Source organism: Kocuria arenosa (assembly GCF_042879215.1).
Taxonomy (GTDB): Bacteria; Actinomycetota; Actinomycetes; order Actinomycetales; family Micrococcaceae; genus Kocuria; species Kocuria arenosa.
Map to the genome: position 1 here is coordinate 1 of NZ_JBHZTA010000001.1, position 23,814 is coordinate 23,814.

Annotated in this window: 20 protein-coding genes and 1 pseudogene; 16 read left to right on the forward strand and 5 right to left on the reverse strand. The window is 70.0% G+C overall.

Annotated features, from left to right (window positions below; all coding sequences use genetic code 11):
* The first annotated feature begins 432 nt into the window (after positions 1-432).
* On the forward strand, positions 433-1,404 hold the full coding sequence (locus ACFYE3_RS00005) for an AraC-like ligand-binding domain-containing protein (protein WP_387806022.1): 972 nt from the start codon (positions 433-435) through the stop codon (positions 1,402-1,404).
* Positions 1,405-1,488: 84 nt separating this feature from the next.
* On the opposite strand, the pseudogene ACFYE3_RS00010 reads toward ACFYE3_RS00005, so the two are convergent.
* Positions 1,489-2,345, reverse strand: a pseudogene (locus ACFYE3_RS00010) (aldehyde dehydrogenase family protein); the annotation flags it as partial.
* Positions 2,346-2,733: 388 nt separating this feature from the next.
* On the opposite strand from ACFYE3_RS00010, the gene ACFYE3_RS00015 reads away from it, so the two are divergent.
* The 10 genes from ACFYE3_RS00015 (at position 2,734) to ACFYE3_RS00060 (ending at position 15,934) form a co-directional block, all read left to right on the forward strand.
* On the forward strand, positions 2,734-4,797 hold the full coding sequence (locus ACFYE3_RS00015) for a primary-amine oxidase (RefSeq protein WP_387605999.1): 2,064 nt from the start codon (positions 2,734-2,736) through the stop codon (positions 4,795-4,797).
* 3 nt (positions 4,798-4,800) lie between these two features.
* Complete coding sequence (locus ACFYE3_RS00020; RefSeq protein ID WP_387605997.1) at positions 4,801-6,369, forward strand: APC family permease; 1,569 nt, start codon at positions 4,801-4,803, stop codon at positions 6,367-6,369.
* A gap of 52 nt (positions 6,370-6,421) precedes the next feature.
* A complete protein-coding gene (locus tag ACFYE3_RS00025; protein ID WP_387605996.1) occupies positions 6,422-6,850 on the forward strand; it encodes a hypothetical protein in 429 nt (142 codons plus the stop codon).
* Between the two features lie 509 nt (positions 6,851-7,359).
* Positions 7,360-8,928 carry a fumarylacetoacetate hydrolase family protein gene (locus ACFYE3_RS00030; RefSeq protein ID WP_387605994.1) on the forward strand — a complete coding sequence of 523 codons (1,569 nt, stop codon included), beginning with the start codon at positions 7,360-7,362 and terminating at the stop codon, positions 8,926-8,928.
* Positions 8,925-9,614: a GntR family transcriptional regulator gene (locus ACFYE3_RS00035; RefSeq protein WP_387605992.1), complete on the forward strand. Its 690-nt coding sequence runs from the start codon at positions 8,925-8,927 to the stop codon at positions 9,612-9,614. Before ACFYE3_RS00030 ends, ACFYE3_RS00035 begins: the two co-directional genes overlap by 4 nt.
* A complete protein-coding gene (hpaE, locus tag ACFYE3_RS00040) occupies positions 9,611-11,170 on the forward strand; it encodes a 5-carboxymethyl-2-hydroxymuconate semialdehyde dehydrogenase (RefSeq protein WP_387605990.1) in 1,560 nt (519 codons plus the stop codon). Before ACFYE3_RS00035 ends, hpaE begins: the two co-directional genes overlap by 4 nt.
* Positions 11,171-11,235: 65 nt before the next feature.
* Positions 11,236-12,402 carry a 3,4-dihydroxyphenylacetate 2,3-dioxygenase gene (gene hpaD, locus ACFYE3_RS00045; RefSeq protein ID WP_387605988.1) on the forward strand — a complete coding sequence of 389 codons (1,167 nt, stop codon included), beginning with the start codon at positions 11,236-11,238 and terminating at the stop codon, positions 12,400-12,402.
* A 16-nt stretch (positions 12,403-12,418) separates the two neighbouring features.
* Positions 12,419-13,204, forward strand: coding sequence for a 2-keto-4-pentenoate hydratase (locus tag ACFYE3_RS00050; protein ID WP_387605987.1), 786 nt, complete (start codon positions 12,419-12,421; stop codon positions 13,202-13,204).
* On the forward strand, positions 13,189-14,004 hold the full coding sequence (locus ACFYE3_RS00055; RefSeq protein ID WP_387605986.1) for an HpcH/HpaI aldolase family protein: 816 nt from the start codon (positions 13,189-13,191) through the stop codon (positions 14,002-14,004). Before ACFYE3_RS00050 ends, ACFYE3_RS00055 begins: the two co-directional genes overlap by 16 nt.
* A 34-nt stretch (positions 14,005-14,038) precedes the next feature.
* Positions 14,039-15,934, forward strand: a complete 1,896-nt coding sequence (locus ACFYE3_RS00060) for an FAD-binding monooxygenase (protein ID WP_387605983.1) — start codon at positions 14,039-14,041, stop codon at positions 15,932-15,934.
* A gap of 155 nt (positions 15,935-16,089) precedes the next feature.
* On the opposite strand, the gene mdlC is transcribed toward ACFYE3_RS00060, so the two are convergent.
* Positions 16,090-17,682 (reverse strand): benzoylformate decarboxylase, encoded by a 1,593-nt coding sequence (gene mdlC, locus ACFYE3_RS00065; protein ID WP_387605982.1) that lies wholly within the window; start codon positions 17,680-17,682, stop codon positions 16,090-16,092.
* A gap of 423 nt (positions 17,683-18,105) precedes the next feature.
* On the opposite strand from mdlC, the gene ACFYE3_RS00070 reads away from it, so the two are divergent.
* Positions 18,106-18,273: a hypothetical protein gene (locus ACFYE3_RS00070; RefSeq protein ID WP_387806025.1), complete on the forward strand. Its 168-nt coding sequence runs from the start codon at positions 18,106-18,108 to the stop codon at positions 18,271-18,273.
* A gap of 225 nt (positions 18,274-18,498) precedes the next feature.
* A complete protein-coding gene (locus ACFYE3_RS00075) occupies positions 18,499-19,050 on the forward strand; it encodes a hypothetical protein (protein ID WP_387806028.1) in 552 nt (183 codons plus the stop codon).
* A 177-nt stretch (positions 19,051-19,227) separates the two neighbouring features.
* Here ACFYE3_RS00075 and ACFYE3_RS00080 read toward each other — a convergent pair whose 3' ends face one another.
* The gene (locus tag ACFYE3_RS00080; protein WP_387605978.1) at positions 19,228-19,896 is read right to left on the reverse strand and encodes an alpha/beta hydrolase; all 669 of its coding nucleotides are present in this window, start codon (positions 19,894-19,896) and stop codon (positions 19,228-19,230) included.
* A 333-nt stretch (positions 19,897-20,229) separates the two neighbouring features.
* On the opposite strand from ACFYE3_RS00080, the gene ACFYE3_RS00085 reads away from it, so the two are divergent.
* From ACFYE3_RS00085 to ACFYE3_RS00095, 3 genes are all read left to right on the forward strand, one after another.
* A complete protein-coding gene (locus tag ACFYE3_RS00085) occupies positions 20,230-20,667 on the forward strand; it encodes a hypothetical protein (protein ID WP_387605976.1) in 438 nt (145 codons plus the stop codon).
* The gene (locus ACFYE3_RS00090; protein ID WP_387605974.1) at positions 20,664-21,437 is read left to right on the forward strand and encodes an SDR family NAD(P)-dependent oxidoreductase; all 774 of its coding nucleotides are present in this window, start codon (positions 20,664-20,666) and stop codon (positions 21,435-21,437) included. The genes ACFYE3_RS00085 and ACFYE3_RS00090 overlap by 4 nt, the downstream gene beginning before the upstream one ends.
* Positions 21,438-21,513: 76 nt before the next feature.
* A complete protein-coding gene (locus ACFYE3_RS00095; RefSeq protein ID WP_387605972.1) occupies positions 21,514-21,783 on the forward strand; it encodes a hypothetical protein in 270 nt (89 codons plus the stop codon).
* Between the two features lie 110 nt (positions 21,784-21,893).
* Here ACFYE3_RS00095 and ACFYE3_RS00100 read toward each other — a convergent pair whose 3' ends face one another.
* Positions 21,894-22,940 (reverse strand): transketolase family protein, encoded by a 1,047-nt coding sequence (locus tag ACFYE3_RS00100; RefSeq protein WP_387605970.1) that lies wholly within the window; start codon positions 22,938-22,940, stop codon positions 21,894-21,896.
* Positions 22,937-23,800, reverse strand: coding sequence for a transketolase (locus tag ACFYE3_RS00105; RefSeq protein ID WP_387605969.1), 864 nt, complete (start codon positions 23,798-23,800; stop codon positions 22,937-22,939). The genes ACFYE3_RS00100 and ACFYE3_RS00105 overlap by 4 nt, the downstream gene beginning before the upstream one ends.
* Positions 23,801-23,814 lie beyond the last annotated feature (14 nt).

Sequence of the window (23,814 nt, forward strand, 5' to 3'; positions counted from 1 at the left end):
TAGACCGGGACGTCCCGGTGCACCGCCGCCAGCAACTCCTGCGTGAAGACGGGCACGTGCCCCACCAGCAGTGGAGTGAGTGACGGCGGCAGCGCCGTCCACGGCAGATCACGATCCACATCAGACACCCTGCCCCCCAATTCCTGGTCTCGTCACAGTCTCTCGGGTCCGCAGAGGACGAGCAATACTCAACGGATCCGGTGGATCGCCGGCTGCCGGCGAGCTGGTCCGAGCGCATCTGCCGTCCTGTTCAGGGCGATCCGAGGGCCGGGCGACCGGCTGCTCGAGCTGCAGATGACCGGTCCTGCCGGGCCGTGAGGCGTCCTCCGTTGCAGGGGGAGCCACGTGTCTCCAGGGGGGTGAACTAGAATGCACCTCCAGTGTGACGGCCGACACGTCACGCGCACTGACGACGGACGGGAAGGGCGTCACATGGTGTCGACATCGCGTACTCCCGCCAGTGCCCCCACGGCTCCGGCCCTGGTCACGTCGATCCAGGACTGGACGCGGCTTTCCTCCCGATCCTTCGTGCCCCTGACCTGCACGACGACATCCCCCCGCACCTTCCGGGGTGACATGACGGCACGCGAGGCCGGGAAGGTGCACGTCACCCACTTGCGCTTCAGCCCCCACGTCGTCGAACGGACTCCCGCGGCGCCTGGTGACCTCGGAGCGGGCCGATTCAAGGTCGGGGTGCAGCTGGAGGGGCGTGGAATCGTGGAACAGGGGGACGGCACCGCGGTGCTGGGGGTCGGGGACATGGCCCTCTACGACACCTCTGCGCCCTACCGTCTGGAGTTCCCCGACGACGCGCGGGTGCTGGTGCTGATGTTCGACCACGCTTCTCTGGATCTGCCCCCGAACGCGGTGACCCATATACGGGCCTGCCGGCTCGGGCCGGAGGATCCCGTCCACCGCATGGTGGGGTCTTTCCTCTCATCCTTGGCCGACCACATGGACGAACTGACGGGCATGACCGGCCAGCGCATGGGCAATTCTGCTCTGGACCTGCTCACCACGTCCTTCAACCGAGAGCTGGACGGCCAGGTCTCCGTCTCCTTGGACGAAGAGGATCGGCTGCGCGCCACCGTGCACGACTACATCGAGGCGCACCTGGCGGACCCTGAACTGGACCCGTCGATGATCGCCCGGGCCCACTACATCTCCGTGCGACGCCTGCACCAGGTGTTCCATGAAGAGGGCACCACCGTCTCGGCCTGGATCCGCACGCGTCGCCTGGAACGGTGCCGCCGGGCGCTGGAGGACCCCGTCAGCGCCGGTGTGCCGATCGCTCGAGTCGCGGCCCGGTGGGGCTTCACCGACGGCGCACACTTCTCCCGGGTGTTCAGGGCCGCCTACGGCATGACGCCCTCGCAGGTCCGGACGCGCGCACTGGCGGCTTGACCCGCCCGCCCGCGGGCAGATCGTCGCTCAGCCGTGGATGACCTGGGGGGCGCCCAAGTGCTTGAGGCCCTCGACGCTGAACTCCCGGCCGCCGCCGGCCCTGGCCTGCTCGACCAGGTTCGCGACGATGTCGTACTGGGCCTGGTTCTGCAACGGGCCCAGCACGTTGGTCTCGTCCAGCCCGATGCCCATCGGCGTCTTCGCGGCGACCTCGGTGAGAGCCTGGCAGACAGCGTCGTAGACGTCCTCGTGGACGTAAAGTCGCTTCAGCGCCGCACACGTCTGACCGGTGTTGATGAACGCTTCCAGAACAGGTCCTTGGCGATCGCGGCCGGGCCCACATCCGGGAGCAGCTGGTGGAGCACGTGGAGCAGGGCCCGCACCGACAGCGGGGTGTACTCCGACGGTTTGACCACCATGGTGCTGCCCATGCGCATGGCCGGAGCCAGCTGCCAAGCGGTGATCATCATCGGCCAGTTCCACGGCCCGATCGCTCCGACCACGCCCAGGGGGCGGTAGTGCAACTCGGCGCGGGTGCCGTCCTCCTCCACGAGGACCTCGGGTTCGAGTTCCAGGGCGGCGGTGCGCGGCCACCCCGCACACGCCCCGATCTCGAAGCGGGCGTTGGGGCCGTTGAGCGGCTTGCCCTGTTCCCGTGAGAGCAGCGCGGCCAGGGCCTCCGCGCTGGCCGCGACAGCGTCGGCGGCGGCCATGAGCAGGCTGCGGCGTTCGGCGTGGCCGCGGGAGGCCCACCCGGGTCGGGCGGCCCGAGTGGTGTCGAGGGCCGCCTCGAGGTTCGCCACGGAGTGCTCGGGGGCGCGGCCCACGCGCTCGCCCGTGGCGGGGTCCATGATCGGGCGCCCGCCTTCGGCCGACTCGATCGCCGCCAGGAGGTCCGCCGCGCTCGAGCAGGTGGGCTGGGCAGGGGAGTCAGCGGTCATGGTGCGTCTCCTCGTTGTCAGGCCGGTGCGTGGGTGACTGCGGAGTCCCGGTGTGGTCGGAGGCGGACTTCTCCGAGTACTTCCCCCACTGTGCTGGTCGTCGCGCCCCTCCGGGCAGGACGCGAGTGCCGAGGCTCTCGACGTTGCGTGCACGACCGTGATCGACATCGGAGGGCGGCGGACACCGCGGCAGGGAGGGGCAGCCGCGGTGGCCACGGTGGCCACGGTGTCGGAGACCACCGTTCTTGACTTTCCGTGCACGCCGACCGCCATCCCGGGAACGAACCCGTCCGGCCCGAGGACAAGCGGTGTAATGCACGTCACCATGGGTGGAAATCACCGTTTCCGCCGGAACCCCGGTCCGCTCCGTCACACCTGGAGAACTGCCATGAGCGACACCACCCACACCCTCCGCCCGTCAGCACTGGGCGTCACGCACCCCTTGGACCTGCTGACACCTGCCGAGATCTCGGCCGCCCGCGCCGTGCTGGAGAAGGCCGGCCTGCTGCTCCCGAGCACCCGGTTCCCCCGGGTGCTGCCGGTGGAGCCGTCGAAGTCCGTGGTCCTGCGCCACGTCGAGGGCGATGACGAGTTCGACCGCTCGCTCGACATCACTCTGCTGGACACCGACACCGGCCGCACGCGCCGGGCCGTGGTGTCCGTGACCGCGGGAGAGGTCCGCTCGCTCGAGACCCTGCCCACCGGGGAGCACCCCTACGGCCAGGCCCAGTACCTGTTCGAGGAGTACGACCGGGCCGCGGCGATCGTCAAGGCGGACCCGCGCTGGCAGGCGGCCATGGCCCGGCGCGGCATCGAGGACACCACCCACACGTTCGTCTCCCCGCTGGCGCCGGGATTCTTCCCGCGAGAGGACGAGACCGGCAAGCGGGTGATCCGCTCCCTGACCTTCCACCGCCGCTTCGAGGGTGACAACCCGTGGGGCCACCCGGTCGAGGGGCTCATCGCCCACGTCGACCTCACGGCCGGCGAGGTCCTCCGCCTGGAGGACGAGGGCGACGTGCCGGTGCCCATGGCCGACGCCAACTACACCCCCGAGCACGTCGGCCCTGCGCGCACGACATTGAAGCCCTTGGACATCGTCCAGCCGGAGGGCCCGTCCTTCCAGGTGGAGGGCACCCATGTCACCTGGGAGAACTGGAAGCTGCGCATCGGGTTCAACGCCCAGGAGGGCCTGGTGCTCAACCAGGTCACCTTCCGCGACGACACCGGGGAGCAGCCCGAGGACCGCTCCGTGCTCTACCGCGGCTCCGTGCCGGAGATGGTGGTGCCCTACGGGGACACCACGAGCACCCGCTTCTGGATCAGCTATTTCGACGCGGGGGAGTACCTGCTCGGCAAGAACGCGAACTCCCTGAAGCTCGGCTGTGACTGCCTGGGGGTCATCCGGTACTTCGACGCGTTCGTGGCCGACGACGAGGGCCACCCCATGGAGATCCCGCACGCGGTGTGCATGCACGAGGAGGACTACGGGATCCTCTGGAAGCACACCGAGCCCGGGGAGGCCCCGCAGGTGCGCCGCTCCCGCCGGCTGGTGATCAGCTACTTCGCCACGATCGGCAACTACGAGTACGGCTTCTTCTGGTACTTCTACCTCGACGGCTCCATCCAGGTGGAGGCCAAGGCCACCGGCATCGTGTTCGCCGGCGCCTGCCTGCCCGGGCAGCCCAACCGTCACTCGGCCGAGATCGCCCCCGGCATCCAGGCCCCGGTGCACCAGCACATCTTCTGCGCCCGGCTCGACGTCGCCGTCGACGGCACGGAGAACTCGGTGCAGGAGGAGAACCTGGTGGCCCTGCCCATGGGCGACGACAACCCGTACGGCAACGCCTTCACGTGGTCGCGCACCGACGTGACCCGCGAGTCCGAGGGCGTCCGGGACGCGAACACCGAGACGGGGCGCAAGTGGTTCGTCACCAATCCCCACCGGCGCAACCACGTCGGCGAGCCCACCGCCTACCACCTGATCCCCATGCCGGGCCCGCGGCTGCTGGCCGCGGAGGGCTCCTCGGCCCGGAAGCGGGCGGAGTTCGCCACCCACCACCTGTGGGTCACCGCCTTCGACGCCGAGGAGCGGTTCCCGGCCGGGGACTTCCCCAACCAGCACGCCGGCGGGGGCCTCGGGGACTGGGTGAAGCAGGACCGGGACCTGGTCAGCACGGACGTGGTGCTGTGGCACACCTTCGGGCCCACCCACATCCCGCGCACCGAGGACTGGCCGATCATGCCGGTGGACTACTACGGCTTCTGGTTCAAGCCCTACGGCTTCCTGGACCGCAACCCGGCGCTGGACCTGCCGGACTGGTCCACCGCCGGCGGGCGCTGCTGCGGCACCGAGGTCGGCCACGCCGACGCGGTCCCGGCGGCGGAGAGCGCCCACGCGATCACCGGCACCGGCGACCACCCCACCCACGACTGCCGCTGCGAGGGCTGAACCATGAGCACCAGCACCACACCGTCCGAGAACCTGCCCGCCCCCGGTGGTCCCCCGTCCCACGGCCACCTCGATGCCGGCGGGGGACTGGACCGCCGGACGCTGACCGTTCCCTCCCTGGTCTTCCTCATCATCGCGGCCTCAGCACCCCTGACCGTCCTGGCCGGTGGGGTGACCTCCACCTACGCCGTGGCCGGGCTGCTGGGGGTGCCCCTGGGCTACGTCCTGCTCGGGGTGCTGCTGGCCCTGTTCGCCGTGGGCTACGGGGCGATGTCCGCCCGGATCACCAACGCCGGCGCCTTCTACGCCTACATCGCCGACGGGCTGGGCCGGCGCCAGGGCATCGGCGCCTCCTGGCTGGCGCTGATCAGCTACAACGCCATGCAGATCGGCATCTACGGGCTCTTCGGGTTCGCCCTGTCGTCCTTCCTCGAAGCGCGCCTGGGCCTCGGGGTGCCGTGGTGGATCTCCGCCCTGGTAGGACTCGTCGTAGTGGGTCTGCTGGGCATCAGCCGAGTGGACCTCTCGGCCAAGGTGATCGCCGTGCTGGTCGCCCTGGAATTCGTGGTGGTGATCGTGGTCGACGTGCTCTGCCTGGCCGTGGCCCCGGAGGGCATCAGCGCCCAGCCGCTGATCCCCACCGAACTGTTCACCTACGGCATCGGCGCGGTCCTGGCCTTCGGGATCGCCGCATTCATGGGCTTCGAGTCCGGCGCCATCTACAGCGAGGAGGTGAAGGACCCCGCACGCTCCGTGCCGAAGGCCACGTTCACGGCCGTGGCGATCATCTCCGTGTTCTACGCCGTTTCCGCCTGGGCCCTGGCCGTCGGCGTGGGCCCAGGCCAGATCGTCGCGGCCTCCCGGGAGCACGGGCCCGACCTCGTGTTCGTCCTCCTCGCCCAGCACGGCGGGGTGCTGCTGACCGACACCGCCCAGGTCCTGTTCATCACCAGCCTGCTGGCCGCACTCATCGCCTTCCACAACGCCGTGGCCCGCTACTTCTTCTCCCTGGGCCGTGAGAGCGTGCTGCCGTCCTGGCTGGGCGCGGTGGGCGCTCGCAACCACGCTCCGGTGGCTGGATCCCTGACCCAGAGCGCCTTCGCGGTGGTCCTGGTGGCCGTCTTCGCGATCGCCGGCCAAGGCTCGGAACTGGGCCCGTTGTTCCCGGTGCTCACGCTCTTCACCTGGCTCACCAACGCCGGGGCCTTCGGGCTGATCTTCCTCCTGGCCGTCACCTCCGTGGCCGTCATCGGCCACTTCCGCCGTGATCCCGGTGGGCACTCGGCCTGGGTGCGCTGGATCGCCCCGGTGCTCTCGGCCGCCGGCCTCGGCACGGTCTTCGTTCTCATCCTGGTGAACTTCGACGTCCTCATCGGCGCCGAAGGCCCCAGTCCGCTGGCGGTGGTGATGCCCGGGATCATCCTGCTCACCGGCGCGGCCGGTCTCGTGTGGGGTGAGTACCTCCGGCGCCGCCGGCCCGAGGTCTTCACCGGAGTCGGCTCCGGTCGGACCGTCGACGAGGCCACCGCCGCGGTCCCGGCTCACCAGGCTGCCGGCGATGTCCGCCACTGAGGCGCGGCGACCTGCTCCTGCAGGTGTGCCAGGGCGGGGTGCAATGCCGCCTGTGCCCGTCGCGGTCGGGCTGCTGCACGGCTGTCTCGTGCTGTGCGTCGCCGGCTCGACAGCGGCTCACGGATGGATGGCGGTGGGCGGTGGACACGGTGCCGGGTGGTCGCTGGCCATGGCCGTCATGGCTGTGCTGTGTGCGTTCTGCGTGGTGGGTCTGATGCGCCGGCCGCTGGCGGTGGCTCCTGTGCGCATGGCCATGGTCATGGCGCTCACCATGGCGCTGCTCCACGTCCTGATGATTCCGCTCATGGCAGGTGCCGCAGGAAGAGCAACGCATCATCATGCGCATCACGGAGGGGGAGGCCCCGGGGCGGCTCCTGTGGCCTCGTCCGCGGGCGGAGCGGACCTCAGCGCCATGATGCTGGTCATCGTGCTCGAGCTGACCGCAGGGGGCTTGGCAGCCGCTCGACTGCGCCGTCGTTGACCCCGGGTCCTGAACGGCACGGTCGGCCGGGTGCCGCCGAGGATGTGCACGGGACAAGCCCTGCCGCGGTCGACATCCGCCCGAGGAGAAAGCCAGCAGGACCAGAGCTCCGACCGCCCGGTCGGCGTTGTTCCACCAGTGCTGCACCACGAGGTTCAGAATGGCGCCCCCGGTCAGCGCCACCACGAGCCCGGTCGGCACGCTGCCGTGTCCGCAGGCCCGCAGCAGGCGCCCGGTCTGGTCCTCGACGGCACGGCGTCCTCGGGACAGTTCGGCGCTGAGGTCGCTGCTCTCGCGGGTGGTGTCGATGAGCCGGCCCATGGTGCCACGCAGCGCGTCATCGCTCAGACCGGGCCCGGCGAAGCACCGGACCACCCGCCCGGCGGTAGTCATGGTGGGGGTGGCGCAATCCACTTCGTATCATATACGATATTAATCAAGAGACCTGGGCCACACCACTGGACGTGCTGGACCCGGGCCACCTCCGAGGACCACGAAGGCAGGACGGCATGGCAGAGACGACACCGGCTCCTCCCGGGGCTACCGGGCCCGTTGACTTCACCGATCGGGCGAACCGCCCCGGAAAGATCATCGCCCTGCACCTGAACTACCCCTCCCGCATCGCTCAGCGGGGCCGCTCCCCGAAGTTCCCCGGCTACTTCCTCAAGGCCGGGACCTCCGTCGCCCGGACCGGCGCCACGATCGAGCGCCCGGCCGGCACCGAGCTGCTGGCCTACGAGGGCGAGATCGCCCTGGTCATCGGGCAGACGTGCCGCCGGGTGCGCCCGGAGGAGGGCTGGTCCAAGGTCTCCGGCGTCACCGCCGCCAACGACTGGGGCCTGTACGACCTGCGCCATGCCGACAAGGGCTCCAACGTCAAGAACAAGTCCGGGGACGGCTACACCCCGCTGGGCCCGGACGTCATCCCGGCCGCCGGGCTCGATCCGGCCGCGCTGCGCATCCGGACCTGGGTCAACGGGGACCTCGTCCAGGACGACACCACCGAGGCGCTGGTCTTCCCCTTCGGCCAGCTCGTGGCGGACCTGTCCCAGCTCATGACGCTGGAGGAGGGCGATGTCATCCTGACGGGCACCCCGGCCGGCTCCTCCGTGGCCCAGCCGGGCGACGTCGTCGAGGTCGAGGTGGACGCCCCCGGCGCGCCCGGCGCTCCCTCCAGCGGACGGCTGGTCACCCGCGTGGTGGCCGGCGAGGAGCCGATGGCGCCCTACGGACACGGCCCGCAGGTGGACGACACGCAGCGGGAGGAGGCCTGGGGTTCGCGCGAGGCCGCCGGACTGCCGCCGGCCGCGGCGGACGCCGAGCCGTACCACTACGTGCCCGCCTCGCCGGCCCCCGATCGCAGCCTGCTCACCGACGAGCTCTCGGCGAAGATCAACGAGACGGCCGTGGCCACCATCACCGCGCAGCTGCGCAAGCGAGGGATCGACAACGCCACGATCGACGGCGTGCGGCCCACCCATCCCGGCCGCCGCATCCTCGGCTACGCCGCGACCCTGCGCTACGTGCCCAACCGGGAGGACCTGTTCAAGGCCTTCGGGGGCGGGTTCAACGCCCAGAAGCGCGCCATGGACACGGTGCAGCCGGACGACGTGGTGGTCATGGAGGCCCGCGGTGAGAAGGGGACCGGCACCCTCGGCGACGTCCTCGCCCTGCGCGCCAAGGTGCGTGGTGCCAACGCGGTGATCACCGACGGCGGCGTGCGGGACAGTGCCGCTGTCGCGGAGGTCGGCATCCAGGTCTACTCCAACGGCGCCCACCCGGCCGTGCTCGGCCGCCGCCACATCCCCTGGGAGGTCGGCGGAACGGTGGCCTGCGGCGGGACCACCGTCCAGCCGGGCGACATCGTCATCGGCGACGACGACGGCGTCGTGGTCGTCCCCCCGCAGCTGCTGGCCGAGGTGATCGCCGACGCCTGGGAGCAGGAACAACAGGACGCGTGGGTGTATGACCGGGTGGCCGAAGGCCACCCGGTGGACGGACTGTTCCCGCCCAACGCCGAATGGAAGCGCAAGTACCTGGAGTACCAGCAGCTGCGCGCCGGCCGGGACGACCGGTGAGCACCGAGGTCCTCCAGTCCAAGTCGGAGGAGGCCTACCAGGCCATCCTCGGGGGTGTCCAGCAGGGCCGCTTCGCCCCGGGCAGCCGCCTGGTGCTGGCCCAGCTGGCCGCCGAGCTCGGGATGTCCGTGGTGCCGGTGCGCGAGGCCGTGCGGAGGCTTCAACAGGACGGCCTGGTGGCCTATCAACGCAATGTCGGTGCCACCGTGGTGGGCATCGACCCCGTGGAGTACCAGAACACCATGGAGACCCTGGCCCTGGTCGAGGGATTCTCCACGGCCCAGTGCGCGCCGCTGATCACCGAAGCCGAGCTGCAACGGGCCCGCGGGATCAACGACCAGATGCGCCGAGTGCTGGACGAGTTCGATCCGGTGCAGTTCACCTCGCTGAACAAGCAGTTCCACTCCACGCTCTACGAGCACCACCAGAACGCGCACATCCTCGACCTGGTGCACCGCGGCTGGAACCGGCTGGCCGCCCTGCGCTCGTCCACCTTCGCCTACGTCCCCGGCCGGGCCCGTGCCTCCGTGGACGAACACGACCACCTGCTGGACCTCATCGCCGAGGGCGCCCCCTTCGACGTCGTCGAGACCGCCGCGAGACAGCACCGCCTCAACACGCTCGACGCCTACCTGGCCTCACGGACTCCACCTCAAGACGCTGCACGCCGAAAGGACACACCATGAGCACCGAGACCACCCCCGACACCGCACAGCGCTGGGTTCCGGCCAACCTGCCGGGAAAGATCCAGCACTACATCAACGGCGAGCACGTCGACTCGATCGACGGCGACACCTTCGACGTGCTGGACCCGGTCACCAACCAGTCCTACATCAAGGCCGCCTCCGGCAAGGTCGCCGACATCGACGCCGCCGTCGCGGCCGCCAAGGACGCCTTCGAGAACGGCCCGTGGCCCAGCATGCTCCCGCGCGAACGCTCCCGGGTGCTGCACAAGATCGCCGACATCGTGGAAACCCGCGGCCAGGACCTCGCCGAGATGGAGTGCTTCGACACCGGCCTGCCGATCAAGCAGGCGCTCGGTCAGGCCCAGCGCGCCGCCGAGAACTTCCGCTTCTTCGCCGACCTGATCGTCGCCCAGCACGACGACACCTACAAGGTGCCCGGCCGCCAGGTGAACTACGTCAATCGCAAGCCGATCGGCGTGGCGGGGCTCATCACCCCGTGGAACACCCCGTTCATGCTGGAGTCCTGGAAGCTGGGACCGGCGCTGGCCACCGGCAACACCGTGGTGCTCAAGCCGGCCGAGTTCACCCCGCTGTCCGCCTCCCTGTGGCCGGGCATCTTCGAGGAGGCCGGCCTGCCGGCCGGTGTGTTCAACATCGTCCACGGCTACGGCGAGGAGGGCTTCGCCGGCGACTCCCTGGTCAAGCACCCGGACGTCCCGCTGATCTCCTTCACCGGCGAGTCCCGCACCGGCCAGATCATCTTCGGCAACGCCGCGCCGTACCTGAAGGGCCTGTCCATGGAGCTGGGCGGCAAGTCCCCCGCCGTCGTCTTCGACGACGCTGACCTGGACGCCGCGATCGACGCGACGATCTTCGGGGTCTTCTCCCTCAACGGCGAACGCTGCACCGCGGGCTCGCGCATCCTGGTCCAGCGCGGCATCTACGACGAGTTCGTGGAGCGCTACTCCGCCCAGGCCGAGCGCGTGCGGGTCGGCCTGCCGCACGAGGAGGCCACCGAGGTCGGTGCCCTGGTGCACCCCGAGCACTTCGAGAAGGTCATGTCCTACGTGGAGATCGGCAAGGGCGAGGCCCGCCTCACCGCCGGCGGCAGCCGCCCGGAGGAGTTCCCCGAGGGCAACTTCATCCGGCCGACCGTCTTCGCCGACGTCGCCCCGGACGCCCGGATCTTCCAGGAGGAGATCTTCGGCCCCGTCGTGGCGATCACCCCCTTCGACACGGACGAGGAGGCCCTGGCGCTGGCCAACAACACCAAGTACGGACTCGCCGCCTACATCTGGACGAACGACCTGAAGCGGTCCCACAACTTCGCCCAGAACGTCGAGGCCGGCATGGTGTGGCTCAACTCCAACAACGTCCGCGACCTGCGCACCCCCTTCGGCGGCGTCAAGGCCTCGGGGCTGGGCCACGAGGGCGGCTACCGCTCGATCGACTTCTACACCGACCAGCAGGCCGTGCACATCAACCTCGGCGAGGTCCACAACCCCGTCTTCGGCAAGGACGAGGCCGCCGCCTCCGCCCGGACCGGCGACGCCTGAGCCACGGCGTCGTCCGTCCGCCAGCCCGACCGTCACCCCGCACCCCGACCAGAGCAAGGACAGCCATGACCCACCTCGACGACCGGACGATGACGTCCTCCGGCTTCTACGTCTCGCAGGAAGCCCCGATCCGTTCCGACAACCCGGTCCCCACCCCGCAGGCCCCCGCGCCGGACATCCTGCGCTGCGCCTACATGGAGCTCGTCGTCACCGACCTGAAGCGCTCGCGGGAGTTCTACGTGGACGTGCTGGGGCTCACCGTGACCGAGGAGGACGAGAACACCGTCTACCTGCGGTCCCTGGAGGAGTTCATCCACCACAACCTCGTGCTCCGGAAGGGCCCGGTGGCCGCCGTCGCCGCCTTCTCCTACCGCGTGCGCAGCCCCGAGGACCTGGACAAGGCCGTGGCCTTCTACGAGGAGCTCGGCTGCCGCGTGGAGCGCCGTCCGGAGGGCTTCACCAAGGGCATCGGCGACTCGGTGCGCGTCGAGGACCCGCTGGGCTTCCCGTACGAGTTCTTCCACGACGTCGAGCACGTCGAGCGGCTGGCCTGGCGCTACGACCTGTACACCCCGGGCGCCCTGGTCCGCCTGGACCACTTCAACCAGGTCACCCCGGACGTGCCGCGCGCCACGAAGTTCATGCAGGACCTGGGCTTCCGCGTCACCGAGGACATCCAGGACGACGAGGGCACCGTGTACGCCGCCTGGATGCGCCGCAAGCCGACCGTGCACGACACCGCCATGACCGGTGGCGACGGCCCGCGCATGCACCACGTCGCCTTCGCCACCCACGAGAAGCACAACATCCTGGCGATCTGCGACAAGATGGGCGCCCTGCGCATCTCCGACCGCATCGAGCGCGGACCCGGCCGGCACGGGGTCTCGAACGCGTTCTACCTGTACATCCTCGACCCGGACGGCCACCGGATCGAGATCTACACCCAGGACTACTACACCGGAGACCCGGACAACCCGGTCGTCACCTGGGACGTGCACGACAACCAGCGCCGTGACTTCTGGGGCAACCCGGTCGTTCCGTCCTGGTACACCGAGGCCTCCCTGGTCCTGGACCTGGACGGCAACCCGCAGGAGGTCGTGAAGCGCACCCAGAACTCCGAGATGGAGGTGACCATCGGCGCCGACGGGTTCTCCTACACCCGCGAGGGTGACGAGGACGGCACCTACAAGGGCGAGGCCGCCAAGGGCTTCAAGCTCGGAAACCAGCTCTGAGCGGGGGACCGGGACGATGCTGGACCACGAGACCCATGTGAAGATCGCCGATGAGCTGCACCGGGCGGGGCTGGACCGCACGCCGGTGCCGCGGCTGACGCAGAGGTACCCGCAGATGGAGATCGAGGACTCCTACGCGGTGCAGAGGATCTGGGCGCAGCGGCAGGAGGAGGCCGGCCGCACCAAGGCCGGGCACAAGATCGGGCTGACCTCCAAGGCCATGCAGGACGCCACCGGCATCGACGAGCCGGACTACGGGGTGATCTTCGACGACCAGGTGGTCGAGTCCGGCCACGTCTACGAGTGGGCGAGGTACACCCACCCACGCATCGAGATGGAGCTGGCCTTCGTCCTGAGTGAGGACCTCGCCGGCCCCGGCGTGAACCTCTTCGACGTGCTGCGCGCCACCGAGTACGTGGTGCCGGCCCTCGAGGTGCTGGACTCGCGCATCGAGATGGAGGGCCGGACCATCACGGACACCATCTCGGACAACGCCGCGCTCGGTTCCATGGTGATCGGGGGCCGCCCGGTCGCCCCGGACGCCGTCGACCTGCGCTGGGTCGCCGGGGCGCTGTGGCGCAACGAGGAGATCATCGAGACCGGGGTGGCCTCCGGGGTGCTCAACCACCCGGCCAACGGGGTGCACTGGCTGGCGAACCGGATCGCCGGCCACGGGGACCGGCTGGAGGCCGGGGAGATCATCCTCGCCGGGTCCTTCACCCGCCCCATGTGGGTCTACGCCGGGGACACCGTGTACGCCGACTACGGACAGTTAGGGACCATCACATGCCGATTCGCCTAGAACCGCAGCCCAGCCTCAAGGACCTGTTCACGACATCGGCGCGCGCCGACCGGAACGGCCGGCCCGTCGCCGGGATGTTCATCAGCTCCGGTGACCCGTCCAGCACCGAGATCTGCGCGTCCGCAGGTCTGGACTACCTCCTGCTCGACGGCGAACACGCGCCGCTGGGTCTGGAGACCGTCCAGTCCCAGCTGCGGGCCATGGCCGGCTACCCGGTCGTCCCCGTGGTGCGCGTGCCCGCCCTCGACACCGTGCTGGTCAAGCAGTACCTCGACCTGGGCGCACAGTCCCTCGTCATCCCGATGGTGGACAGCGCCGCGGACGCCGAGGCGGCGGTGCGTGCCATGCACTACCCGCCGCACGGGGTCCGGGGCGTCGGGTCCGCACTGGCCCGCTCGGCGAGATGGAACCGGATCCCGGACTACCTGAACCGGGCCGCCGACCTGGTCACCCTGGTCGTCCAGGTCGAGTCGGCGGCCGCCGTCGAGAACGCCCGGCAGATCGCCGCAGTCGACGGCATCGACGGCATCTTCATCGGTCCCTCCGACCTGGCCGCCTCCATGGGCCTGATCGGCCGGCAGGACCACCCGGACGTGGTCGCGGCCGTGAAGACCGTGATCGACCAGGTCAAGGCGGCCGGAAAGTTCGTCGGTGTCAATGCCTTCGCCGCCGACCGGGCCCTCGACTACGTGGCGGCCGGGGCCGACTTCGTGAACGTCGGGGCCGACGTCGCGCTCCTGGCCCGAGCCACCGAGACCCTGGCCGACACCTGGTGCGGCACCGCCGCGCCGACCGAATAGACCGCAGAACCACCTCCCCGCATTAGGAGACCCCATGCTGTTCCACCACCACGGGTACGTATCCACGGACCCCCGTGTCCAGCCCGCCGCCGGTGTGGGCATCGACCGTTCCCCGGAGCTGCCCGAGACCATGGACGTGCTCGTGGTCGGCGCGGGCCCCGCCGGCATGACTGCCACCGCCCAGCTGGCGAGCTTCCCGGAGGTCATGACCTGCCTCGTCGACCGCCGCCCCTACCGACTGGAGATCGGCCAGGCCGACGGCATCCAGGCCCGCAGCGTCGAGACGTTCCAGGCCTTCGGCTTCGCCCAGGAGATCATCGCCGAGGCGTTCCACCTGAGCGAGATGAACTTCTGGAAGCCGGACCCGGCCAACCCGGAGCACATCGTCCGGACCGCACGGGCCGTGGACGACCCCACGGGTGTCAGCGAGTTCCCGCACCTGATCGTCAACCAGGCGCGCGTGCTGGACTACTTCGCCCGCTTCGCGAGGAACGCCCCGTCCCGGACCGAACCGTACTTCGGCTGGGAGTTCGTCAAGCTCGAGGTCGGCGAGGGGGAGCACCCGGTCGCCGTCACCCTGAAGCGCACCGGCGACCAGCCGGAGGGCGGTGCAAGCCGGGGCGAGGAGCGCGTCGTGCGCACCAAGTACGTCCTCGGGGCCGACGGCGCGCACTCGAAGGTCCGCCGGGACATCGGTGCCCAGCACGTGGGCGCGGTGTCCTACCACGCGTGGGGCGTCATGGACGTCCTGGCCGAGACCGATTTCCCGGACATCCGCACCAAGTGCGCCATCCAGTCCAAGCACGGATCGATCCTGCACATCCCGCGCGAGGGCGGCTTCCTGTTCCGCATGTACGTGGACCTGGGCGAGGTCAACGCGGACGACGCCGGCGCGGTCCGCAAGACCCCGATCGAGTCGATCGTCGCCCAGGCCAATCAGATCGTCACGCCCTACACCGTGGACGTGAAGGACGTGGCGTGGTGGAGCGTCTATGAGGTCGGCCACCGAGTGACGGACCGCTTCGACGACATCCCCACCGAGGAAGCGGGACAGCGCAGCCCGCGGGTGTTCATCGCTGGTGACGCCTGCCACACCCACTCGGCCAAGGCCGGCCAGGGCATGAACGTCTCCATCCAGGACGCGTTCAACCTCGGCTGGAAGCTGGGCCACGTGCTGACCGGGTTGAGCCCGGAGTCGCTGCTGTCCACCTACTCGGCCGAGCGCCAGCCGGTGGCCCAGAACCTCATCGACTTCGACCGGGAATGGTCCTCCATGATGGCCGCCAAGCCGGAGGAGCTGGAGAGTGCGTCCGCGCTGGAGGACTTCTACCAGAAGACCGCCGAGTTCCCGGCGGGCTTCATGACGGAGTACCCGGCCGGGCTGCTCGTGGGCGAGCCGACGTACCAGGACCTTGCCACAGGTTTCCCGCTGGGCAAGCGCTTCAAGGCCCACCCGGTCAAGCGCGTCTCGGACACCAACCCGAAGTTCCTGGGCCACCAGCACACCGCCGACGGCCGGTGGCGTGTCTACGCCTTCGCCGACGCCGCCGTGTCGTCCGCTGAGGACTCGAAGCTGCGGACCTGGGCCGAGTGGATGGACTCCGCGGAGTCACCGGTGCGCCGGTTCACTCCGGGAGGCCAGGACCTCGACGCCCTGTTCGACCTCAACGTGGTCTACCAGCAGCCGCACGAGGGGGTGGAGCTGATGAAGGTTCCCTCCGTGTTCCGCCCGAAGGTCGGCAAGTTCCAGATCTCCAACCTGAACAAGGTGTGGGGCACGGACCCGGAGGACGACATCTACGAGGCCCGCGGCCTGAGCAGGGACGGCGTGGTCGTGGTGGTCCGCCCGGACCAGTACGTCGCCCACGTGCTGCCGCTGACCGCGACCTCCGAGCTGTCGGACTTCCTGACGCCGATCTTCACCCGCTGACCGGTCGCGGCAGGCTCCGCCCGCGGCTCCCGCCATCGACGTCTCCGAGGTGACCGTGAGCTGATCCCGGCACTCCGGCCGGACCGACCAGCGCCGTGGGGCGGAGCTCCTCGCCGGCTCCCTCCACGTGCGGTCGCGCCCCGAGCCGTCCGACCTCACACCACCCGGGCGTCGATGAGGGCGGGGCCGTCCGCCTGCAGAGCGTCCTGGTAGGCGCGCTCGAACTCCTCCCGCGTGGTGGTGCGGGTGGCGCGCACCCCGTATCCCTGGGCGAGAGACACGAAATCGATCTCACCCAGGACCAGGCCCGGCACGTCAGGCACGCCCATGCGTTGGGCGAATCCGGCCAGTGCGCCGTATCCGGAGTTGTTGACTATCACGAACACGGTGCGGGTGCCCCGCTGCGCCGCCGTGTACAGCGCGGTGATGCCGTAGTTGGCGGACCCGTCGCCGACAGTGGCCACGACAGTCGCCTCCGGCCTGGCGAGGGAGATCCCGACGGCGGCCGGCAGCCCGAAGCCGAGACCGCCGGAGGCCGGGAAGTGATACCCGCCCGGTCGGTCGATCGCGACCCGCTCGAGATATTCCAGGTCGAGGGTGGTGGTCTCATTGACGTAGACCACGCGGTCGTCGACGTGCTGGTTCAGAACCTCCAGGATCTCTGTTCCCGTCATCCCTTCCGGGGAGGTCCTCGCCGCGGGCAGCCGGCGCTCCGGACGCCGAGCACCGCGATCCCGCACGCCCTGGGCCAGCACGGTGACGGCGTCGGCGACGTCGGCGATGACTGCCCGGCCGAAGGGTGCGCGGGTGGCCTCGGCCGGGTCCTGGGTCACCTGCCACACCTGCGTGCCCGGCTCGAGGTAGGCCCCTGGCTCCCACCGGTGGTACCGGAACACGGGTGCACCAAGCACCAGCACCGCGTCGTGCCCGGACAGTCGGCGGCGCACCGACTCGATGCCCGGGACCATGACGCCGCCGAAGTTGGGGTGGGTGGTGGGAAACGGGGCACGCGACGGTGACGGTGCCACGTACACCGCCGCATCGGCGTGCTCGGCCAGCTGGACCACGGCATGGAGAACCGCAGGATCCGCGACGGCGGCTGCGTCGACCTGGGGTCCCAGCACCAGCGCCGGGCGCTGTGCGTCGTCGACGGCGGCGATCAGCTCACGGGCGATCTGGTCGGGCAGCGTACCCGCTGTGGTCACCGAGCGCTCGATGAGCAGGGCGTCATCGGGAAGGGCCGGTTCGTTCCAGTCGTCCAGGGGGACCGACACGTAGACCGGGCCTTGTGGGTGGGTGGTGGCCTCGAGCACGGCCTGGGACAGCGTGCGCGGCACATCGGCGGCGGACAGCGGTTCGTGCGCGTACTTGGTCAGGGGGTAGGTCAGCATTCCCGCCTCCATGTTGGCGAGCATGGCCTGCTGCCCGACGGTGCGCCGGACCTGCTGCCCCGCCAGCAGCACCAGCGGCATGTGAGCATACCGGGCGTTGGTCAACGCGCCCATGGCGTTGCCGGTTCCGGACGCGGCGTGCAGGTTCACGAGGACCGGCTTGCCGGTGGCGCGAGAATAGCCCTCGGCCATGCCCACCACCACCTGCTCGTGCAGTCCCAGCACGAAGTCGAAGTCCTCGCCCAGCCCGGCCAGGAAGGGCAGCTCGTTGGATCCCGGGTTACCGAAGATCGTGGTCATTCCGTGAGCACGGAACACATCCGTGGAGGCCTCCAGAACTGTCCTGTCGTCTCCCATTGTTCGACTCCCATCAATTGAGTGGTGCAACGTGGCCGGGACTGCCTCCAGTTTGGCTCACTCTCGGGGGGTGATCGTTCTCAGGCCGCTGGGTGGCCGTGGTCGATGGTCGCAAACTCCACTGGTGTCCGACGACCGAGACGTCGTTGCCGGCGCACGCTGCGACCCGTCCCATGGACCCACGAGGCCGGGACGGGTGAGCTCGTGCACGACCTCTCGGGTTCGACACCGGACCTATCCCACCGGTCGTGGCAACACCTACAAGATGAGGTGTTCGATGGGTGTCATCGAGAAGCAGCAGCGGGTCCAGGTCTGCCGAGGACGGATCGTCTCTCCCGGCCGCTGCCCCGGAGGGCGCGCACGGCCCAGGACCAGCGCATCGCGGCGGCCCTGCGCGAGGATGTGCAACCGCGTGGTCATCGGGTGATCTCGGGCGTGTGCCGGCCCGAGCGGCTGCCCCGCGGGGTGGGTGTGGCGTTCCGAGTCCTCGGCGGTCACTTCGGTGACTATCGTGGCTGGTCGGCGATCGAGGCCCGGGCCCGGCAGATCGCCCGGGAGCTGGACGCGCGACCGGTCGCCGACGGCATGTGACCCGATGCGCGCGCATCCCGACCACCGCCTCCGGCACGACGAGAGCCATGCCGCTGGTAACCCTGCTGATCGGGGTGCCCCTGCTCGTGGGGGCCGCAGCCCGGTGGCGGCGCGGCAGCACCCGGGCCGGGCTGGTGCTGCTGGGCGCCCTGGGGTATTTCCTCTACGTCTACGCCGGCTGCGCGCTGGGGGGCGATCGCCTACCACGAGCTGTTCCTGCTCTACGTGGTGCTCTTCTCCGCGGCCCTGTACGCCTTCGTGCTGGTCTTCGCGGCCCTCTTCCGGCAGGACCCGGCCCGGTTGTTCCCGCCCGGCACGCCCCGGCGGGGACCGGCGGCGCTGATGTTCGCCGGCACTGTGGTGCTGGTGGTGGTCTGGGGTGCCCCGCTGGTGGCGGCCGCGCTCACAGGGGTGGCCCCGGAGGGACTGGGCCCGTACTCCACCGAGTTCACCGAGGCCCTGGATCTGGCGGTGATCACCCCGGCCACCGTCTGGGCCGGGGTGCTGACCCTGCGCCGTGACCCGCAGGGGTACCTGATCGCGGTGTCCCTGCTGGTGCAGGAGATCCTGCTGGCGCCGCTGATCATCGCCCAGACGGTCCTGCAGCTGCGGGCCGGGGTGACCCTCACCCTGCCGGAGATCCTCGGACCGATGATCGGCTTCGTGGCCCTGGCCGTGGCGGCGATCGCGGTGCTCGTGATGGTCCTGAGGCCGGTCCCCGCAGCGGCGCCCCGAGCCGGGCGAGCACCACGGGCACGAGCGGGAGACGCGCCATGACGCTCCGTCCTCCCGCGGCGCGGAAGCACAGGGCCGGCCTCCGGTCCCGCCGCTGATCGTGCTGCCCGGACTCTGCCGATCGATGCCCCTGCGGCGATCAGGAGTCAGTGTTCGACGGGCATCGACTGGCTGGGCGTCCTGGGGCTCATGGGCCGGAGGGGTAGGCGGGACATGTGCTCAGGCGTCCACTGCGCGGCGCCTCCCGGGCTCTGTCAGCCACCCCCGTGCGGACAACCAGGAGGCGCACAGCGCCGGCCAGGCCTCCGGCTCGCCGGTGCCCTCGGCCAGCCTGAGGCCGTGCGCTCCTTCCGGGAAGACATGCAGGGCGTGGGGTACGCCCGCGCGTGCCAGCGACTGGGCCAGGAGGTACGAGTGCTGCACCGGCACCGATGGGTCGTCGGCGGTGTGCCAGACGAAGAACGGCGGGGCCGCCGCGGTCACCAGACGGTCCAGGGATGTGGCGGCTCGTGCCTCGGCGCTGGGGGTGGTGCCCAGGAGTTCCCGTTGGCTGCCCTTGTCGGTGTCGAGTTCCATGGACACCACCGGGTAGCAGAGGATCACCGCGTCGACCCGGTCGGGGCCCGACGGCGAGGCGGTCAGGGCGGCCTGACCGGCCAGGTGTCCACCTGCAGAGGACCCCAGCAGGGCAATCCGCTCAGCGCCGCTCTTTCTGAGCCGGCGGATCTCGTCCCGTACCGCTTCCAGCGGAGCAGGGTGCCTGGTGCGCACCGGGTAGCGGAACACGCTTGCTGGGAGGCCGAGCTGCCCGAGCCACTCGGCAATCGGTTCTGCCTCGTTGTCGGCATGAGCGGCGTACCCGCCTCCGGGGAGGACGACGACGTGCATGACGGTGTCCGGGTCTGTTGAGCGCGTGACGCCGCAGCTCGACGAGAGGGCCGGGACCGCTGAGGGCTGTGGTGGGGTCATGGGTTCAAGATCCTAGGAGCTGCGGTCCCTGCAGGCGTCGGCCTCGCAGCGGGACGGGTTGGGCATTCGGCGCGGATGTGGTGGTCGCCGTCCGTGCTGTGATCTCGGCTCCCTGGGCGGGTCGAACATGCGCCTCCGGTTCGGGGTGCCGAGGCACTCATTGAAGTCTATATGTTGACTGTCAACAGTCAGCCGCAGTACCGTGATCTGAAGCACAACCTCCCGCCGGCCTGAAGCAAGGATCCGCACTGCATGTTCTCCTCCCGACTGGGTTGGTCGTCCGTCAGCGTCCGGCACCGGCCGCTGCCCGAGGCTCAGCGCACCATCTGTGAGATCGGCTTCCAGGAGATCGATCTGGGGGCCCTGCCCGAGGTCTGTGATCACGTCCCCTCCGTGCCGGACGGCACCGCGGTGGATCAGATGGCCGCCGACGTCAGTGCCTCGGGCCTGCACATGCGCTCGGTCAACGGGGACGTGGGCGACCTCAACCTGAGCATCGGCAACGGCGAGGCCGACTTCGCCGCCGGTCTGCGGAGCCTCCAGCGCGCCGGATACGGCGGCCACTTCTCGCTCGAGCCCGAGACCCGGGGCGTCACCCACGAGCAGCCCCCGGCGGCCGCCCAGTACAACTCGTCCCTGCTGTCAAAACTGTTCACCAACCACCATCACCCGACCCAAGGAGCACCATGACCACCACCCAGCGCACCGCCGTCATCACCGGAGCCACCTCCGAGAAGGGCATCGGAGTCACCACCGCCCACCGTTTCGCCCGTGAAGGATGGGGGGTGGTGATCCTGGACCTCGACGCCGAGAAGTCGGCCCGGGTCGCCCAGGACATCGGACAGGCGCACGGTGGGCCCGCCTTCGGGCACGCGGTCGACGTCGCGGACGAAACCTCCGTGGCCGCCGCCCACGACGCAGTGGCCGCCGAGGTCGCCGCCGGCACCCTGCCGCCGGTCGGCGCCGTGGTCAACATCGCGGGCATCACCTCGCCGGTCCCGTTCCTGGAGACCACGCTGGAGCTGTGGCACAAGGTCATGGACGTCAACGCCACCGGCACCTACCTGGTCACCAAGGCGTTCCTGCCCGAGATGATCGAGGCCGGCTGGGGCCGGGTCGTGAACATGTCCTCCGTGTCCGCCCAGCGTGGCGGCGGGGTCTTCGGGAAGGTGCCCTACTCCGCGGCCAAGGCCGCCATCCTGGGCTTCACCAAGGCGCTGGCCCGCGAGCTGGGCCCGACCGGTGTCACGGTCAACGCGGTGACTCCCGGCGCGGTCGACACCAACATCCGGGTGGGCAGCACCGACGAGCAGGAGGCCGCCATCGCGGCGGGCATCCCGGTCGGGCGCACCGCCACCACCGAGGAGATCGCCGCGTCCATCACCTTCCTCGCCTCCGAGGACTCCTCCTACCTGACCGGGGTGACCCTCGACATCAACGGCGGAAGCCACATGCACTGACGCGGTTCATCCGCTTCGTGTCCGCCGCCGCCCCGCACCCGCGGGGCGGCGGCACCATCACATCCCAGGAGACGCCATGCACCGTTCTGCTCGATCCCTCTCCTCCGTTCCGTCCCGTGCCTCGGCATCGACGGGGGTGCGGGTCCACGACCTGACCGATCTGCGGGCCGGCGACGTCGTCGAGGTCCGGCGCTGGGACACGGTGCAACGCCGGGGGGTGGTCGACGTGGCCTGCCCTCGCCTGGGCGTGCTGTGGATCCTGGACGGTCCCCTGCGCGACCGGACACTGGTCCATGCCTCCGAGTGCTCCATCTGGAGGGTGCCACAGCGGGCGCGCGCCTCGTGAGGCGCCGGGGCTCGGCCCGACGACCGGTCGGCGGCGAACAGCGGTGAGGGCCGGACGGAGAACTTCTCCGTCCGGCCCTCACTGGTGCTCTGTGCCTCGACCTGCCGAGTTCAGTCCACGCGTTCGGTGTGGCGGGGGTGGAGCAGGGACCGGACCTTCTCGGCGATCTTGGTCGTGGAGACCCCGTAGCGGTCGTTGAGGGTGGGCAGGGCGCCGGCGTCGAGGAACTCGTCGGGCAGCCCGATCGGGGTGATCTGGCGCAGCACCCCGTCGCGGACGGCGGTGTGGGCGACCGCGTCGAAGAGTCCTCCGATGACGGTGTGGTTCTCGCAGGTCAGCACCAGCCGGTCCTTGGACAGCTCGGCCAGGATGGTGGCCTCGTCGAGGGGTTTGAGGGTGGGCACGTGCAGCACGGCGACGTCGACCTTGTCGGCTTCCAGGGCCCGGGCGGCCTCCAGTGCGCGTTCGGTCATGAGGCCGGTGGAGATCAGCAGGACCTCGGCCCCGTCGCGGATGAGCTTGGCCTTGCCGAGCTCGAAGGTGTAGTCGTACTCGTCGAGCACCCGCGGGACCTTCCCGCGTAGGATGCGCATGTAGGTGGGCCCCTCGTGGGCGGCCAGCTGGGCGACGGCCTGTTCGATGTCCACCGCGTCGCAGGGGTCCACGATGGTGAGGTTGGGCATCCCGCGCAGGATCGCGACGTCCTCGGTGGCCTGGTGGGAGGGCCCGTAACCGGTGGTGAGCCCGGGCAGGGCGCAGACCATGTTCACGTTGAGGTTCGCCTCGGCGATGTCCAGGCACAGGAAGTCGTAGGCCCGGCGGGTGGCGAACACCGAGTAGGTGGAGGCGAAGGGCACGAATCCCTCCATGGCCAGGCCGGCGGCGGCCCCCAGCAGGGCCTGCTCGGCCATGCCGACCTGGTAGAACCGGTCGGGCATCGCGTCGCGCAGGATGTGCAGGTCGGTGTACTTGGCCAGGTCAGCAGACAGACCCACGATCCGCTCGTCGTGCTCGGCCAGCTCCACCAGGGCATGGCCCAGGGGAGCCGCGGTGGTCCGCTGTCCCTCCCGGGCCAGGGAGGCGCTCATCGCGTCCGAGGTCAGCCGCTTCTTCTGGGCGGGGCTGTTCTGAGCAGTGGGGTTCGGGGAGGTGTTCATGCCTGGGACGACTCCTTCAGTCGGTCGTGGGCCTGCTGCCACTCGTCGGCGGCGACGGTCATGAAGTGCAGCTTCTCGCGGTTCTCCAGGAAGTCCACGCCCTTGCCGAGCTTGGTGTTGGCGATCAGGCACCGCGGCTGGCCGGCCTCGAGGCCGCGCAGCTCTTCCAGGGCGGTGAGCACGGCGGCGATGTCGTTGCCATCGACCCGGCGGGTGATCCAGCCGAAGGCCTCGAACTTCCCCTCGATCGGTTCCATGCCCAGCATGTCCTGGCTCTTGCCGTCGGCCTGCTGGTCGTTGAAGTCCACGATCGCGATCAGGTTGTCGAGCTCGTGGTGGGCGGCCACGGCGGCGGCCTCCCAGGTGGAGCCCTCGTTGAGCTCCCCGTCGGAGAGGATGTTGTAGACGAACGCCGGGTTCTTCTTGCGCTTCAGGCCCAGGGCGACGCCGTTGGCGACGACCAGGCCGTGGCCCAGGGACCCGCCGGAGATCTCCACTCCGGGGGTGTAGGAGGCCATCGCCGACATCGGCAGCCGGGAGTCGTCGGTCGCGTAGGTCTCCAGCTCCTCCAGCGGCAGGAACTTCGCCTCGGCCAGGGCGGCGTAGAGAGCGATGGCGTAGTGGCCGATCGAGAGCAGGCAGCGGTCCCGGCCCTCCCACTCCGGGTCCTCGGGACGAAGGTTGAGCTGGTCGGCGTAGAGCACCGCCAGCACGTCGGCGATGTCCAGAGCCTGACCGATGTAGCCCTGCCCCTGGACCTCGCCCTGGATCAGCGCGTTGGTCCGGATGCGGAAGGCCGCCTCCTTGATCCGTTGCAGACGCTCGGTCTCGGCCGGGGCCGGTTCGGTGGTTGTTGCCATGAGCTTCACCTCGG

Excerpts from the sequence above, each read along its gene's own strand:
- ACFYE3_RS00105 (WP_387605969.1), bottom strand. The coding sequence starts at position 23,800 with ATGGCAACAACCACCGAACCGGCCCCGGCCGAGACCGAGCGTCTGCAA.
- ACFYE3_RS00020 (WP_387605997.1), top strand. The coding sequence starts at position 4,801 with ATGAGCACCAGCACCACACCGTCCGAGAACCTGCCCGCCCCCGGTGGT.
- ACFYE3_RS00050 (WP_387605987.1), top strand. The coding sequence starts at position 12,419 with ATGCTGGACCACGAGACCCATGTGAAGATCGCCGATGAGCTGCACCGG.
- ACFYE3_RS00060 (WP_387605983.1), top strand. The coding sequence starts at position 14,039 with ATGCTGTTCCACCACCACGGGTACGTATCCACGGACCCCCGTGTCCAG.
- hpaE (WP_387605990.1), top strand. The coding sequence starts at position 9,611 with ATGAGCACCGAGACCACCCCCGACACCGCACAGCGCTGGGTTCCGGCC.
- ACFYE3_RS00095 (WP_387605972.1), top strand. The coding sequence starts at position 21,514 with ATGCACCGTTCTGCTCGATCCCTCTCCTCCGTTCCGTCCCGTGCCTCG.
- ACFYE3_RS00100 (WP_387605970.1), bottom strand. The coding sequence starts at position 22,940 with ATGAACACCTCCCCGAACCCCACTGCTCAGAACAGCCCCGCCCAGAAG.
- ACFYE3_RS00090 (WP_387605974.1), top strand. The coding sequence starts at position 20,664 with ATGACCACCACCCAGCGCACCGCCGTCATCACCGGAGCCACCTCCGAG.
- mdlC (WP_387605982.1), bottom strand. The coding sequence starts at position 17,682 with ATGGGAGACGACAGGACAGTTCTGGAGGCCTCCACGGATGTGTTCCGT.
- ACFYE3_RS00055 (WP_387605986.1), top strand. The coding sequence starts at position 13,189 with ATGCCGATTCGCCTAGAACCGCAGCCCAGCCTCAAGGACCTGTTCACG.
- ACFYE3_RS00015 (WP_387605999.1), top strand. The coding sequence starts at position 2,734 with ATGAGCGACACCACCCACACCCTCCGCCCGTCAGCACTGGGCGTCACG.
- ACFYE3_RS00085 (WP_387605976.1), top strand. The coding sequence starts at position 20,230 with ATGTTCTCCTCCCGACTGGGTTGGTCGTCCGTCAGCGTCCGGCACCGG.
- ACFYE3_RS00005 (WP_387806022.1), top strand. The coding sequence starts at position 433 with ATGGTGTCGACATCGCGTACTCCCGCCAGTGCCCCCACGGCTCCGGCC.
- ACFYE3_RS00080 (WP_387605978.1), bottom strand. The coding sequence starts at position 19,896 with ATGCACGTCGTCGTCCTCCCCGGAGGCGGGTACGCCGCTCATGCCGAC.
- hpaD (WP_387605988.1), top strand. The coding sequence starts at position 11,236 with ATGACCCACCTCGACGACCGGACGATGACGTCCTCCGGCTTCTACGTC.
- ACFYE3_RS00030 (WP_387605994.1), top strand. The coding sequence starts at position 7,360 with ATGGCAGAGACGACACCGGCTCCTCCCGGGGCTACCGGGCCCGTTGAC.